14 protein-coding genes and 1 tRNA gene are annotated in these 14,608 nt (G+C 32.1%); 5 read left to right on the top strand and 10 right to left on the bottom strand.

Features of this window, described 5'->3' with window-relative positions:
• A partial coding sequence (locus tag ACIQ2I_RS04295) for an ammonium transporter (protein WP_396181198.1) occupies positions 1 to 855 on the top strand: 855 nt, incomplete at its 5' end.
• Positions 856 to 916: 61 nt separating this feature from the next.
• Here the strand turns inward: ACIQ2I_RS04295 and purB are convergent.
• On the bottom strand, positions 917 to 2,260 hold the full coding sequence (gene purB / locus ACIQ2I_RS04300; protein ID WP_396181199.1) for an adenylosuccinate lyase: 1,344 nt from the start codon (positions 2,258 to 2,260) through the stop codon (positions 917 to 919).
• Between the two features lie 176 nt (positions 2,261 to 2,436).
• Here purB and ACIQ2I_RS04305 point away from each other — a divergent pair, with 176 nt between their 5' ends.
• Positions 2,437 to 3,105, top strand: a complete 669-nt coding sequence (locus ACIQ2I_RS04305) for a TrmH family RNA methyltransferase (RefSeq protein WP_396181200.1) — start codon at positions 2,437 to 2,439, stop codon at positions 3,103 to 3,105.
• A gap of 67 nt (positions 3,106 to 3,172) precedes the next feature.
• Here ACIQ2I_RS04305 and ACIQ2I_RS04310 read toward each other — a convergent pair whose 3' ends face one another.
• The 6 genes from ACIQ2I_RS04310 to ACIQ2I_RS04335 form a co-directional block, all read right to left on the bottom strand.
• Positions 3,173 to 3,937: a carboxypeptidase-like regulatory domain-containing protein gene (locus ACIQ2I_RS04310; RefSeq protein ID WP_396181201.1), complete on the bottom strand. Its 765-nt coding sequence runs from the start codon at positions 3,935 to 3,937 to the stop codon at positions 3,173 to 3,175.
• A gap of 145 nt (positions 3,938 to 4,082) precedes the next feature.
• Entirely contained in the window at positions 4,083 to 6,074 is a 1,992-nt protein-coding gene (locus tag ACIQ2I_RS04315) for a DEAD/DEAH box helicase (RefSeq protein WP_396181202.1), read from the bottom strand.
• A gap of 144 nt (positions 6,075 to 6,218) precedes the next feature.
• Positions 6,219 to 6,794 carry a non-canonical purine NTP diphosphatase gene (locus ACIQ2I_RS04320; protein WP_396181203.1) on the bottom strand — a complete coding sequence of 192 codons (576 nt, stop codon included), beginning with the start codon at positions 6,792 to 6,794 and terminating at the stop codon, positions 6,219 to 6,221.
• Between the two features lie 81 nt (positions 6,795 to 6,875).
• Complete coding sequence (locus ACIQ2I_RS04325) at positions 6,876 to 7,889, bottom strand: quinone-dependent dihydroorotate dehydrogenase (protein ID WP_396181204.1); 1,014 nt, start codon at positions 7,887 to 7,889, stop codon at positions 6,876 to 6,878.
• A gap of 121 nt (positions 7,890 to 8,010) precedes the next feature.
• Positions 8,011 to 8,406: a biopolymer transporter ExbD gene (locus tag ACIQ2I_RS04330; protein WP_353079577.1), complete on the bottom strand. Its 396-nt coding sequence runs from the start codon at positions 8,404 to 8,406 to the stop codon at positions 8,011 to 8,013.
• The gene (locus ACIQ2I_RS04335) at positions 8,396 to 9,106 is read right to left on the bottom strand and encodes a MotA/TolQ/ExbB proton channel family protein (RefSeq protein WP_396181205.1); all 711 of its coding nucleotides are present in this window, start codon (positions 9,104 to 9,106) and stop codon (positions 8,396 to 8,398) included. Before ACIQ2I_RS04335 ends, ACIQ2I_RS04330 begins: the two co-directional genes overlap by 11 nt.
• Before the next feature lie 128 nt (positions 9,107 to 9,234).
• Here ACIQ2I_RS04335 and ACIQ2I_RS04340 point away from each other — a divergent pair, with 128 nt between their 5' ends.
• The 3 genes from ACIQ2I_RS04340 to ACIQ2I_RS04350 all read left to right on the top strand — a co-directional run bounded on the left by ACIQ2I_RS04340 (position 9,235) and on the right by ACIQ2I_RS04350 (position 11,841).
• Positions 9,235 to 10,449 carry a bifunctional folylpolyglutamate synthase/dihydrofolate synthase gene (locus ACIQ2I_RS04340; RefSeq protein ID WP_396181206.1) on the top strand — a complete coding sequence of 405 codons (1,215 nt, stop codon included), beginning with the start codon at positions 9,235 to 9,237 and terminating at the stop codon, positions 10,447 to 10,449.
• A 76-nt stretch (positions 10,450 to 10,525) separates the two neighbouring features.
• Positions 10,526 to 10,600: transfer RNA gene (locus tag ACIQ2I_RS04345), tRNA-Val, on the top strand.
• A gap of 500 nt (positions 10,601 to 11,100) precedes the next feature.
• On the top strand, positions 11,101 to 11,841 hold the full coding sequence (locus ACIQ2I_RS04350) for a hypothetical protein (protein WP_396181207.1): 741 nt from the start codon (positions 11,101 to 11,103) through the stop codon (positions 11,839 to 11,841).
• 69 nt (positions 11,842 to 11,910) lie between these two features.
• Here ACIQ2I_RS04350 and ACIQ2I_RS04355 read toward each other — a convergent pair whose 3' ends face one another.
• The 3 genes from ACIQ2I_RS04355 to ACIQ2I_RS04365 all read right to left on the bottom strand — a co-directional run bounded on the left by ACIQ2I_RS04355 (position 11,911) and on the right by ACIQ2I_RS04365 (position 14,417).
• Positions 11,911 to 12,372 carry a hypothetical protein gene (locus ACIQ2I_RS04355; protein WP_396181208.1) on the bottom strand — a complete coding sequence of 154 codons (462 nt, stop codon included), beginning with the start codon at positions 12,370 to 12,372 and terminating at the stop codon, positions 11,911 to 11,913.
• A gap of 6 nt (positions 12,373 to 12,378) precedes the next feature.
• The gene (rocD, locus tag ACIQ2I_RS04360) at positions 12,379 to 13,659 is read right to left on the bottom strand and encodes an ornithine--oxo-acid transaminase (RefSeq protein WP_396181209.1); all 1,281 of its coding nucleotides are present in this window, start codon (positions 13,657 to 13,659) and stop codon (positions 12,379 to 12,381) included.
• Between the two features lie 215 nt (positions 13,660 to 13,874).
• Complete coding sequence (locus tag ACIQ2I_RS04365) at positions 13,875 to 14,417, bottom strand: DUF1697 domain-containing protein (protein ID WP_396181210.1); 543 nt, start codon at positions 14,415 to 14,417, stop codon at positions 13,875 to 13,877.
• Positions 14,418 to 14,608: the final 191 nt, after the last annotated feature.

Here is a 14,608-nt window from a genome sequence, read left to right on the forward strand (position 1 = left end):
TTTGCAGAGAGAATTAGTTTTTGGGCGTATTTATTGTTTATGGTTTTATTCATTATTTTTATTTATACACCTTTAGCACATTGTACTTGGCATCCAAATGGAATTTTCTTTAAAATGGGAATTTTAGATTTTGCAGGAGGAATAGTGGTACATATGAGTGCAGGATGGGCTGCACTGGCTGGAGCGATATTTTTGGGTAAAAGAAAAAATCAAAAAACAAGTCCGGCCCGAATTACATATGTTTTACTAGGAACTGGTTTATTATGGTTTGGATGGTTTGGGTTTAATGCAGGCTCTGCACTTGGTGCAAACGGATTGGCTGTTCAGGCTTTATCTACTACAACCATTGCTGCTGCTTCTGCCTCAATGGCTTGGGTGTTTTGGGATAAAATTCTTGGACATAAAATTTCAGCTATGGGAGCATGTATAGGGGCTGTTGTTGGCTTAGTAGCTATAACTCCGGCTGCAGGATATGTGAGCATGCCACATGCAATTTTTATTGGAATTGTAAGTAGTATTATTAGTAATATTGTGGTTATTAATTTTCCAAAAGGTAAAATTGACGATGCTTTAGATGTTTTTGGATGCCATGGTGTAGGTGGAATGATTGGCATGTTATTAACAGCTGTATTCGCTTCAAAAGCAATTAATCCGGCTATTGAAAACCAAGGATTGTTTTTTGGTGAAACCAAATTGTTTATAAACCATGTTATTGTATTACTAATTGTATCTGCCTTTTCATTTGGAATGTCGTACTTTTTGTTTTATGTAGTAAATAAAATTACGCCATTACGTGTAAGTACTGAAAAGGAAGAATTAGGCTTAGATATTACTCAACATGGTGAGTTCTTATAAAAAATCCCACTAAAATGAATCAGCAGGATTTAAACTTATTATCTTGAAACTAATTCAATCATTATATCCCCAAATAATTACTTGGTGTAATCGCTTTTAATTCTGTTTTAATATCGTTAGAAACGTTCAACGACTCAATAAACGCATGAATTGATTCTTTATTGATAACTGTATTCGTTCTTGTTAAATCTTTTAGAGCTTCATATGGGTTTGGATAGCCTTCTCTTCGTAAAATCGTTTGAATAGCTTCTGCAACAACTGCCCAATTTTTCTCTAAATCTTCTGCGAATTTTACTTCATTTAGCAATAACTTATTCAACCCATTTAATGTTGATTCAAAGGCAATAAGTGTGTGTCCAATTGGCACACCAATATTACGTAAAACTGTGCTGTCAGTTAAATCACGTTGTAATCTTGAAAGTGGTAATTTTGCAGATAAATGTTCAAAAATAGCATTGGCAATTCCTAAATTTCCTTCCGAATTTTCAAAATCAATAGGATTCACTTTATGTGGCATAGCAGAAGAACCGATTTCACCCGCTTTAATTTTTTGTTTGAAATAATCCATAGAAACGTAGGTCCAAATATCTCTATCTAAATCGATTAATATTGTATTTATACGCTTTAACGCATCGAAAAACGCAGCAAAATGATCATAATGTTCAATTTGTGTAGTAGGAAACGAATGGCGTAATCCCAAATTTTCTTCCACAAATTGGGAACCGAATGCTTTCCAATCGTGGTTAGGATAGGCAACTTTATGCGCATTGTAATTTCCAGTTGCACCACCAAATTTAGCTGCAAAAGGCACATTGAACAACAAACGCATTTGTTCTTCAATACGTTCTACAAAAACTAAAATTTCTTTTCCTAAACGAGTTGGAGATGCAGGTTGCCCATGAGTACGAGCCAGTAATGGAATTTCAGCCCATTCAACAGCAAGTTCTTTTAATTTCTGAACAATCGCTATTAAGCTTGGCAAATAGACATTTTCAAAAGCTTCTTTTGTAGATAGCGGAATGGCTGTATTGTTGATATCTTGAGACGTTAATCCGAAGTGAATGAATTCTTTAAATTTTTCCAATCCAAATTCGTCAAATTTCTTTTTAATAAAATATTCAACTGCTTTTACATCGTGGTTGGTAGTTTTTTCTGTTTCTTTAATCCAAAGCGCATCATCCGTTGAAAAATTTTCGTAAATATTTCTCAATTTTCCAAACACATTTTTGTCAACACCTTGTAATTGTGGTACATCATATTCACACATAGAAATAAAATATTCTACCTCAACTAAAACTCTGTACTTAATTAAAGCTTCTTCCGAAAAATAAGCTGACAACGATTTTGTTTTACTTCTGTAGCGTCCGTCAATTGGCGATACGGCATTTAATACGGTTAATTGCATGATGTTGTGTTGTTTTTAAAGGTGCAAATTTACAAATTAGTGAGTAGTATTCCGAAATTAGTTAGGTGTTTTTTAAAAAATTAATTTTAAAATAATATAAATTCAAAAATTGATGGTGGCAATTCAACCATTTTCTTTTATATAATTTTTGTTACTTTGCGGCAAATTAAAACGAAATGCAAAAAAACAAACTCGCTTTATTAGAATATTTAGAAAACTTCATGTCTGAAAACAGAAAAAACAGATTTATTGAAGTGCTAAAAAATAGAACCAATCATTTTACTATTGCTATGGAAGATGTATATCAACTACATAATACTAGTGCTGTAATGAGAAGTTGTGAGGTTTTTGGTATTCAAAATTTACATATTGTAGAGCAACGTTACGGAAAAGCGATTGACAAACAAATTGCAATGGGCGCAGAAAAATGGGTAGACATTAACCAACATCAAGATATGAAAAGTTGTATGGCGAGTTTAAGAGCACAAGGTTATCAAATAATTGCCACCACACCTCATAATGATTCCTGTTTGCTGGATACATTTGATGTTTCGAAAAAATCAGCAATTTTTTTTGGAACTGAGATTGATGGACTTTCAGAAGAAGTAATGCGTCAAGCGGATGGTTTTATTAAAATTCCAATGGTTGGTTTTACTGAAAGCTTAAATATTTCCGTTTCCGCAGCGTTGGTAATTCAAGATATTACAAATAGAATGCGACAATCGGATATTAACTGGCAACTTACAGAAGAAGAAGTTTTAGAAAAACGATTGGATTGGACTAGAAAAACAATAAAAGATATTGCGTATATTGAAAAGCAGTTTTTAAATAGTGTTCAAAATTAGTTAGGAGTTGTAAAAGCTACTTGACTTTTTGACTTTCTAACTTTTGACTTTCTGACTTTTGACTTAATCAATTTCTCTTCAAAACTTTATAATCATTATAAGATGTTGCTAAGGCGTCTAATACTTGTAAATCACTCGCTGTGGTAATGAAATTTTTAGAATAATTACATTTTTCTAATATTTTATCAATTTCATTTTTATCTAATTGCAATAACATCACCAAAACTTCTCTATTGGTATTACTACTTAGAATGGCAGAAAAATGCGTATCATTTTTTAAATTTATTAATTTTTTAAAATCTTTTTCTTTAGAATTAAATAAAGAATACACTAAATCTACTGGATTTGATAATGATTTTAATAAATTTTCTGTGGCGTTTTTGGCCTTCATTCCTGGTTCATAACCTAAATTTAAACCCACAATGTTGTAACGATAATTTTCATTAACCGGAATTAATTTTGTGTCAATTTCTAAGTAACCCGTTAAGGTATAACTGGTTACCAAAACAGTTTCAATTTGATTTTCCTTTTCAATTAATGAAATGATTTTATTTCCAGACATCCATTTCTGATTCACTTCTACCTCAGCATAAGTATATCCTAAATGAGAGAATAATAATTTATCGTTAATTTTAGCTGAAATTTCAAACTCGCCATTTTCAGAAGCCAATACTACAGCAGTCGAGTTTTTATTCAAAACCGTTACTCTAGCAATAGGCATTTTAGTTTTCAATTCAATAATTTTTCCTTTAATTTTAAATTGCAAAGAATCGGATTGAGAAAACCCAAATACGGTGCTTAAAATTAAAAAAAGGAAAGCTATTTTTTTCATCTGAAAATATATTTATACAAAAATAAGATTTTATTTTTAATGTTGAATATTGTTAACATAAGATTATAAAAAAGTTTGACTTTATAGCATAAAAAATCCCGAAACGAATAAACCGAAACGGGATTAATATGTTTAGACTAAAAAGTTAGTCATTTGATCTTCTTGGAGTTCTTTTTGCGCTATCAAAGCCAGAACTTCTTCTTTCTGTTGAGCGACCTTCAGATGAAGAACGACCTTCACCTCTTCTTCCGCTATCGCGAGAATCAGATGACGATGATCTTCTATCGCTTGAACCAGTTGATGAAGTTCTTGGTCTGAAACCACTTCCGCCTTCACGATTTCCACCATCAGAATTTCCTCTGTATCCACCACCTTCTCGGTTTCCACCACCGGAATTTCCTCTGTATCCTCCGCCTTCGCGATTTCCACCACCAGAATTTCCTCTGTATCCACCTGAACTTCCACCTTCACGTCTTCCTGAGAATCCGCTTCCGCCAGATCTTCCACCACTTCTTCCGTTATGGTCTCTACGTCCGCCTCCGTCGTTTTTAGAAATTTCAACGTTAATTTTTCTGCCGTTAATATTCACAGCATTTAAAACTTCCATTACTTTTTCAGCTAAATCAGCATTGGTATTAAAGAAAGAAAAACCTTCTTTACAGTCAACTTTAAATACGTCGTCTTGACCTACTTGTAAAGTATCACGTAGATAATCTTTTAAAGTCATCCAGTCATAATCATCTCTTGTACCAATATTGATAAAATATCTTACCGTACCATCAGATGGAATTTCAGCTCTACTTGATGAACCATCTTGAGAAGCTAAATCTTTAGATTTTTTATAGTAGTTTAGGAAACGATTAAATTCTACAGAAATTACTTTCTTGATTAATTCTTCTTTAGGAATGTCTTGTAACAATTCCATAATTGAAGGTAAATACGTATCAATTGAATGATCTGTTTCTGTATCTTTAATTTTGTTGGCTAAGTGTAACAACTGAATTTCGCAGATTTCCATTCCAGAAGGAATTGATTTTTCTTCGAATTTGGTTTTGATAATTCGCTCAATTGAGTGAATTTTTCTGATTTCACTTTTTGTAATAATTACGAACGAAATACCTGATTTTCCGGCACGACCTGTACGGCCTGAACGGTGTGTATAGGTTTCAATTTCGTCTGGTAATTGATAATTAATTACGTGTGTAATGTTGTCTACGTCAATTCCACGAGCTGCCACGTCAGTCGCAACTAGCATTTGAATTTGTCTTCCACGGAACGATTTCATTACGCCATCACGTTGTGCTTGCGATAAATCTCCGTGTAATGCAGCAGCATTATACCCGTCTTCAATTAATTTTTCTGCAACCGCTTGCGTATCTCTTTTTGTTCTACAAAAAATTACGGAGAAAATATCTGGATTCGCATCAGCTAGTCTTTTTAATCCCTCGTATCTATCACGTGCATTAACTAAATAATATTCGTGAGAAATGGTTGCAGAACTAGAGTTTTTATGACCTACCGTAATTTCTTGCGGGTTTCTCATAAATTCTTTAGCGATTCTGGCTACTTCTTGCGGCATTGTAGCCGAGAATAACCATGTATTTTTGTCTTTTGGTGTGTCTGATAAGATACTTGTAATATCTTCATAAAAACCCATGTTTAACATTTCGTCTGCCTCATCAAGAACACAGATGCTGATGTTTTTTATATTCACCATGCCTCTGTTAATCATATCTTGCATTCTACCCGGTGTCGCCACAATTACTTGTGCGCCTCGCTTAATATCACGCGCTTGATCATGAATACTCGCGCCACCGTATACGGCAACAGTATATAAACCGTCGATGTATTTTGAGTATAATTTAATCTCGTTTGTAATTTGCAAACACAATTCTCTTGTAGGAGAAAGTATTAAAACCTGTGTTTGCTTGTTGAATGGGTCAATTTTTTGGATTAGCGGAAAACCAAAAGCTGCGGTTTTTCCTGTTCCTGTTTGGGCAAGAGCTACGATATCTGTGTCATCTTCCAATAATAGTGGTATAGCCTTCTCCTGTACTTCCGACGGGGTCTCGAATCCTAAATCACTTATTGCTTTTAACAACGATTCGTTTAACCCTAATTGCTCAAATTTATTCATTATATATTTTTAAATTGGGTGCAAAGGTAGGATTTAAAATCGGATATAACTAATTTGTTTGTTATTGATTTTCAGAAAGTTACGATTGCTTAACATAGCAAAGAAGTAATAATTCGTATAGTAACATTAAAATTACAATACATTTTATTTGTTTTTAAGAAAGTGTAACAGTTTTTGAACCGCAATTCCTCTATGACTGATAATCGATTTTTGTTCTATATTCATTTCTGCGAAAGTGGTTGAAAATCCTTCAGGTTGAAAAATTGGATCGTAGCCAAAACCCTGATTTCCAATCTTTTCCAAAGTAATTTCACCTTTTACGACGCCTTCAAATATATGTTGTTGGTTATTGATATTTAAAGCAATACTAGTTTTAAACTGAGCTTTTCTGTTGGTTTCAGTAGCTAATTTCTGCAAAACCAAATCCATATTGTCTTCTGCATTTTTTTGATCACCTGCATAACGCGCCGAATAAACGCCTGGTTCGTTATTCAATGCTTCAATTTCTAAACCTGTATCATCAGCAAAACAAGACAAACTAAAATTTTCAGATACAAAATTGGCTTTCAAAATCGCATTTCCTTCAATCGTTTCAGCCGTTTCCGGAATATCCACAAAGCAACCAATTTCTTCTAAAGAGACAATTTCAAATTGAGAACCCACTTGTTGTTGAATTTCAGCAATTTTGTTTTTATTGTTTGATGCGAAGACTAATTTCATCTTATTTAATTTTCAATGTGTCAATTTTCAATGTGCCGATAAACTATAATTGTCATATTGACTAATTGTCGAATTGACATATTAACCTAACAACTTCTTATTAATGTCTTTTATCAATTGTGGCCCTTCGTAGATAAAACCTGTGTATAATTGAACCAAACACGCACCAGCATTTAATTTCTCGATGGCATCATCAGCCGTGTGAATTCCTCCTACTCCTATAATTGGGAAGGATTTATTACTTTTTTCTGATAAGAACCTGATGACTTCTGTAGCACGTTTCGTTAATGGTTTACCAGACAATCCACCAACCTCAACTTTATTTTCTGACGTTAATCCGTCACGAGAAATAGTGGTGTTGGTTGCAATTACACCTGCAATTTTAGTTTCGTTTACAATATCAATAATATCTAATAATTGTTCATTTGTTAAATCTGGTGCAATTTTTAAAAGAATTGGTTTCGTCTTAACTTTCGTATTGTTTAAATCTTGTAAAGTCTGCAATAATTTTGTCAATGGTTCTTTTTCTTGTAACTCACGTAAATTTGGAGTGTTAGGAGAACTTACATTAACTGTAAAATAATCAACATAATCGTATAAGGCTTCAAAACAGATTACGTAATCATCTGTAGCGTTTTCATTTGGTGTGACTTTATTTTTACCGATGTTTCCACCAATTAAAACACCTTTATTTTGCTTTAGTCTTAAAATTGCGGCTTCCGTTCCGCCATTATTGAAACCCATTCGGTTAATAATTGCCGAATCTGACTTTAAACGAAACAATCTTTTCTTCTGATTTCCGTCTTGTGATTTTGGTGTTAATGTTCCAATTTCTATAAATCCAAATCCGAAATCAGATAATTCGTTATACAACTTAGCGTCTTTATCAAATCCTGCTGCTAATCCAACTGGATTTTTAAATTTCAATCCGAACACTTCTCTTTCTAATCGTTTGTCTTCGATTACATAAATCGCTTTTATAATTGAAGTTACAAATGGGATTTTAGAGATGAATTTCACCAATGAAAAGGTAAAATAATGCACTTTTTCAGGATCGAAACAAAAAAGTATGGGACGTAAAAATAATTTATACATAATGTGAATGTGTTGTTCTGCAAAAGTAATTTTTAAACACAGATTACACAAATAATAAAAAGCAAATATGTATCAAAAAAAGACTTTTACTTATTTTTATTAGAAAATTAACTAACTATTTTTACTTAGGATTAGTCGCAATCACAAACTTCAAATTGTTCTTCACTCCAATTTGAAGCACGTCAACTAAATCTTGTACTTGCAAATTAAACGGAATTCGAACTACGACTGTTTGCTCTTTATCTGTGCCAATTTTTGCTAACAATTCTTTTTCTAAATCATCATAATTAACTGGCTGTTTATCAATGAAAAATGCCTTGTCTTCAGTAACTGAAATACTTATAAATTGTTTGTTTGTTTTTTCGTTTGTTTTCGATTTTGGCAATGTCATTTTAATCACATTCGGATTCGCCAATGTAGAGATAATTAGAAAAAACAACAGCAAAAAGAACATGATGTCACTCATAGAGGACGCATGAACTTCTGCATGAAATCGTCTGTTTCTTTTAATTGCCATTTGGTCGCTGAATTATGTTTACAAATTCCAATACTTGTTTTTGAACATTCAACATAAAATGGTCAATTTTCCCATTCAATAAATGATATCCCGCATAAGCTATTAACCCAACAATAAGTCCAGCTCCAGAAGAAATCATTTTTTCGTATAATCCGCCAGAAATATTTCCAATACTAATGTTTTCTGTAATTGAAATGCTATAGAAAATTTTAATTACTCCAGAAATAGTTCCCACAAAACCAAGTGTTGGCGCCATACCAGCAATTAAACCTAATTGTCCCATTTTACGTTCCATTTCACCTAATTCAATTTGAGCCATACGCTCCATATTCGATTCGATTTCAGAAATTGGTCTTCCTATCGTTAAGATTCCTTCTTTTACAACTCTTGCTGTAGCATTATTTATGCGTTCTGCAGCACCAACAGCTAAATCTATGTTTCCGCCATTTAAATGCGTACGCACTTCTTTAAGCAGAAAATCATCGTTTTTTGTAGTTTTAGCGATATATAAATACCTTTCCACTATTAAATAAATGGTATAAATCATCAAAATAATAATTGGTATTAAGAAAAAACCACCTTTTAAAATGAATTCAAAAACTGATATCCCTTCGTTAACAGGTGTTGTATTTGTATTTGCTACATTTGTTACAGCTTGTGCAACAGTGTCTACGGTAGTTTGTAAAAAAAATCCGATCATAAGTAATACTATTCTTAATTAATTTTTTGAAATTTGCAATAAAGATACATTTTTCTATAAAGTATAAAACTAAAAAAAGTATATTTTATTTTGCTGAAGAACATTTTCTTTAAAAATATCAAAAAAATATGACCTATAAAGAATCTATCAATTGGTTATTCAATCAACTTCCCATGTTTCAAAACATAGGTGCTGCTGCGTATAAAGAAGACTTAACCAATACCATATTATTAACAGCCCATTTGAACCATCCAGAAAGAAATTTTAAAACCATTCACGTTGCTGGTACGAATGGGAAAGGTTCAACAAGTAGCATGATTGCTTCTGTATTTATGGAAGCCGGATTTAAAGTTGGTTTGTACACTTCACCGCATTTGAAAGATTTCAGGGAACGAATTACAATAAATGGGAAGAAAATTTCCAAAAATTACGTACACCAATTTATTTTAAAACATAAGTCGTTTTTTGAAACTACTGAATTAAGTTTTTTTGAAATGACAGTTGGACTCGCTTTTCAATATTTTTCAGATAAAAAAGTTGATATTGCTATTATTGAAGTTGGAATGGGCGGCAGGCTGGATGCTACAAATGTAATATTGCCTTTGCTTTCTGTAATTACAAATATTGGAAAAGATCACACTCAGTTTCTGGGCGATACTTTAGAAAAAATTGCCATTGAAAAAGCAGGAATAATCAAACCAACTATTCCGGTAGTAATTGGAGAATATACTCCAGAAACAAAACCTGTTTTTTTAGAAGCGGCTACAAAAAACAACTCGGATATATATTTTGCACAAGATGAAAACCATCCAGATTATCCTTGTGGACTTCTTGGCGACTATCAAATAAAGAATAAAAAAACAGTTATAGAAGTATTTAGAAATTTAAAATCTGAATTTAAAATATCTGAAGACAACATCAAAAATGGTATTTTAAACGTTGTAAACAATACGCATTTAAAAGGAAGATGGCAAATTGTACAAGAAAATCCAAAAGTAATTTGCGACACAGCTCACAACGCTAACGGACTTGAAATGGTTATGAATCAATTAAGAAAAGAGAAATACAACCAATTACATATTGTTTTAGGTGTAGTAAATGATAAAGATTTAGATGCGATTTTGCCACTATTTCCAAAAAATGCCAGTTTTTATTTTTGTAAACCAAAAAACGAGCGAGGCTTGAACGCAACTATACTTCAAGAAAAAGCGAAATCATATCAATTATTTGGCAATACATATGCCTCTGTTTCAAAAGCATACAAAAATGCATTATGCGAATCCTCTAATAAAGATGTTATTTTTATTGGCGGTAGCAACTTTGTGGTTTCAGAAATAATATAATTTTTTGGTTTTTTATTTGTAAAAACCAAAAACAGGTGTATATTTGCACACGCACTAAGAAAGTAGTGCTTTATTGGGGCAATTAGCTCAGCTGGTTCAGAGCACCTCGTTTACACCGAGGGGGTCGGGGGTTCGAACCCCTCATTGCCCACTTATTAAATCCTACAGAAATGTAGGATTTTTTTATGCCCTTTTTTGTTTAATTATCCTTTAGCTCCGTTTAATTAGTAATTTAGTTTTGTTTTGCATTTCACTTAGTAGAAAAAAATAGAACAAAATCAAAAAAGTAACACCCATCTCATCAGTTTTTACTTATTTTTTATTTAAATTCTTTATGTATTACTAATTTAATGATAATAGTAATACTAAATAAAAATACTTTTTATCAAGAAAAAGCACAAAAGCACAAATTTTTGTTAACAAAATGTAAAGATATTAAAAATAGACTTTTTATAAAATGTTAATAACTTAAACTAATTAAAATTATATTTTCTTCTAAAAGATTATATTTACAACGTTTTCGTAAATATTTTGTTTTGAATAATGTTTAAAAAAAATGTTAATATAAATGTTAATAACCTAATAAATAAGTGTTATTATTTAAAAAAAACATTTTATATTTGTCTCATAACTTTTAAAAATAAACAAATTATGAAAAAAGTATTACTAACTGCTGCGGCAGTATTATCATTAACTTTTGTTAATGCGCAAGATTTAAAATCTAAAAAAGGAGAAGCTTATTTACCAGTTGCTGGAGATTGGGCTATTAGTTTTAACGCTGATGGACTTTTCGGATATGCAGGTAACGCATTTAATGGCAACACTAATAATGTAGCTCCTTCTGTAGATTATGTGACAAACAACGCATTTGTAGGGAAAAAATTCATTTCTGACAAAATGGCTCACAGAGTAGTTGCGAATTTAGGATTTGGTTCAAACACAGTAAGTAATGTAGTTGGATTAAACAATGAAGAAGTTAAAAGTAGTTCATTTGACTTAACTGCTGGTTTAGGTAAAGAATGGAGAAAAGGTTCTACTCGTCTTCAAGGTTTTTATGGTGCTGACGCGTTAATTAACATTAGCTCTGGCAGCAATGAAACTACAAATACAGTAGCTGCGAATGGAACTTTCGTAAGTAGCACTGAAAACAAATCAGGTTTAGGATTAGGATTAGGTGTTCAAGGTTTCTTAGGAGCTGAATACTTTATTTTCCCTAAATTTGCTATTGGCGCTCAATATACTTACAGAGTAGGTTTTGATGTACAAGGAAAATCTGAAACTACCAGTAAAGTAGGTACTGGTGCTGCAGTAACTGCAGAAGGTGGAAGTAATTCAAACTTTGGATTTGGTAATGTAGGTATTACTTCAATCAACTTGACGTTACATTTCTAAGATTTTTACTACAAAACAAAAACCGACTTATTTAATTATAAGTCGGTTTTTTTATGTTTATGCTTTCGCCTATCTGAAAGATGATAGTATTCCTCCTAAAATAGCAAAGACAAATATAAAGCCATATAAGGAAACTAAAATTAAAGTAAAAATTCCTAAAAATTTATGGTGCGATTTTAAATTTTCTAAACCATCTGTTAATTGTTGTTTGTTTTTCGAATGTAAAGCAGCACTGGTTTTTGTAGCATATTGATATAAATAATAAACAGGAAAGAAATAAATAGCTGCAAAAAGCACATAAATTATCGAGAAAGCTGACATTGAAAAAGGTAATTCAGGCATAGTAGAAGCTCCGATAGCACTAAAGCCAATCGCCATAAAAAGACTAACTAATACCATTAAACCAATGCCTATAAAACCAATAATAGCCATAAATTTTGACCATTTAGCACTTTCCTGTAAAAATCCAACTGCAGCACTAGTCAGTTGATTTTCAAAATTTTCATTTTGTATTTGTTTTTCGTTTTCCATAATAAATTAATTTTCAAATTCTTTTAAAGTATTGGTAATGATAGCTACACAATCTAATAATTGTGCTTCTGTTATAATTAAAGGTGGTGCAAAACGAATAATATTACCATGCGTTGGTTTTGCCAATAATCCATTTTCAGCTAATTTCATACAGATATTCCAAGCCGTATCACTATCTTCGGTATCATTTACCACAATCGCGTTTAACAAACCTTTTCCGCGAACTAATGTTGCAATAGTGGAAGTTTGAATGTATTTGTGTAATTCTTCTCTAAATATTTTTCCTAATTTACGGGCATTTTGAGATAAATTTTCTTCTGAAACCACATCTAAAGCGGCCATAGCCACTACAGCCGCTACAGGGTTTCCTCCAAAGGTAGAGCCGTGTTGTCCAGGTTGTATTACATTCATTATTTCATTATTTGCCAAAACAGCCGAAACTGGATACGCCCCACCAGAAATTGCTTTTCCTAATATTAAAATATCAGGTTGCACATAGGTGCTTTGCTTTTCACAAGACTTTTCACAAGTGCAGTTTCCACAAACAGCTAACAACGAACCTGTTCTTGCGATACCCGTTTGTACTTCATCTGCAATAAATAATACATTATATTTAGTACATAATACTTTTGCTTTCGCTATATAATCTTCAGATGGTACATAAACGCCGGCCTCACCTTGAATTGGTTCGACTAAAAATCCTGCAATATTTGGCGAAGAAGCAATTGCTTTTTCTAAGGCATCAATATCATCATAAGGTATTTTTATAAATCCATCTGTAAAAGGTCCGAAATTTTTTCGTGCGTTTTCGTCATTTGAAAACGAAATTATAGTAGTGGTTCTTCCGTGAAAGTTATTTTCACACACAATAATTTGTGCTGCATTTTCGCTTATTTCCTTTTTTTCATACGCCCATTTTCTACAAATTTTTAGAGCCGTTTCTACTGCTTCAGCGCCTGTATTCATTGGCAAAACCTTATCAAAACCAAAATAATTGGTTACATATTTTTCATAAACGCCAAGTTTATCATTATAAAAAGCTCTTGAAGTTAAGGCAAGTGTTTGTGCTTGTTCCATCATTGCACCCACAATTTTTGGATGACAATGTCCTTGATTTACTGCAGAATAGGCAGATAAAAAATCGTAATATTTTTTTCCTTCTACATCCCAAACAAAAACGCCTTCTCCTTTATTTAATACAACTGGCAACGGATGATAATTGTGTGCGCCATATTGATTTTCTAATGCAATCATTTCAGCTGGGCTACTTTTTTCTATAATTGACATGATTTGTTTTTATTGATTGTCAAATCGCAATTCCTACTTATTGGAGAGAAATCATCCATATTCGTGTAAAATTACAAAATATAAATTCCAAATTCCAAAATATAAATTCCAAAATTTCAAATTCCAAATTCCAAAAAGAGAAATTAAGTTTGGAATTTGAGTTTTGGGTTTTGGGATTTGGGTTTTGAGTTTTGGGTTTTGAAATTTTGGAATTTCTAACCGTTATACATCTCAAATAATGTTGTAACCGTATTCCAATTTCTTATAGTGGCTACAACGTTTAATTTTTTTTCAATGTATTTCTGGTCTAAATTGGTTTTTCCGGGGCCAATAGCATATTTAATGTAAATTCTTGCAGTATCAATAGTCGCTTCGTCTGGTTTAAAATTACTTATTTTCAAATCATTTAAAGCTACAGCTGTCAATTCTTTTGAAATAAAAGCTACATATAATTTCTTGGTGTCACATGCTTTTTCTTTCAAAAAAGGATTGTTTTTATAACACAATTCTAAATCCGTTTTAGAAACCATAATAACAGGAACATCATAGCCAAATACTTTTGAAATTTCTTGTTTGATTTTAAATCCTAAACCTGCTGCATTCTCTTCTTCCGATTCCAAAAAAACATTACCCGATTGAATGTACGTTTCTACATTTTGAAACCCCATATTTTCTAGCATTTTTTTTAAGGCATCCATTTTAATCATGTTATGTCCTGATACGTTTATGCCTCGTAAAAGTGCCAAATATTTTGTCATTACTTTAAAATTTTGTTATAAAAGTAAAATAATTTATCTAATCCGCATAACTATTCTTATTTTTGCGTCATGGTAAAAAAGAGAACAGATAGAATCGTATTCGAAAACGTGCAAATCCTTGATGCCGGTGCAAAAGGTGTATCAGTGGCAAAAGCGCCAGATGGTAAAGTGATTTTTATTCCGAATGTAGT

Origin of the sequence: Flavobacterium sp. (assembly GCF_044368995.1) — a bacterium.
GTDB lineage: Bacteria > Bacteroidota > Bacteroidia > Flavobacteriales > Flavobacteriaceae > Flavobacterium.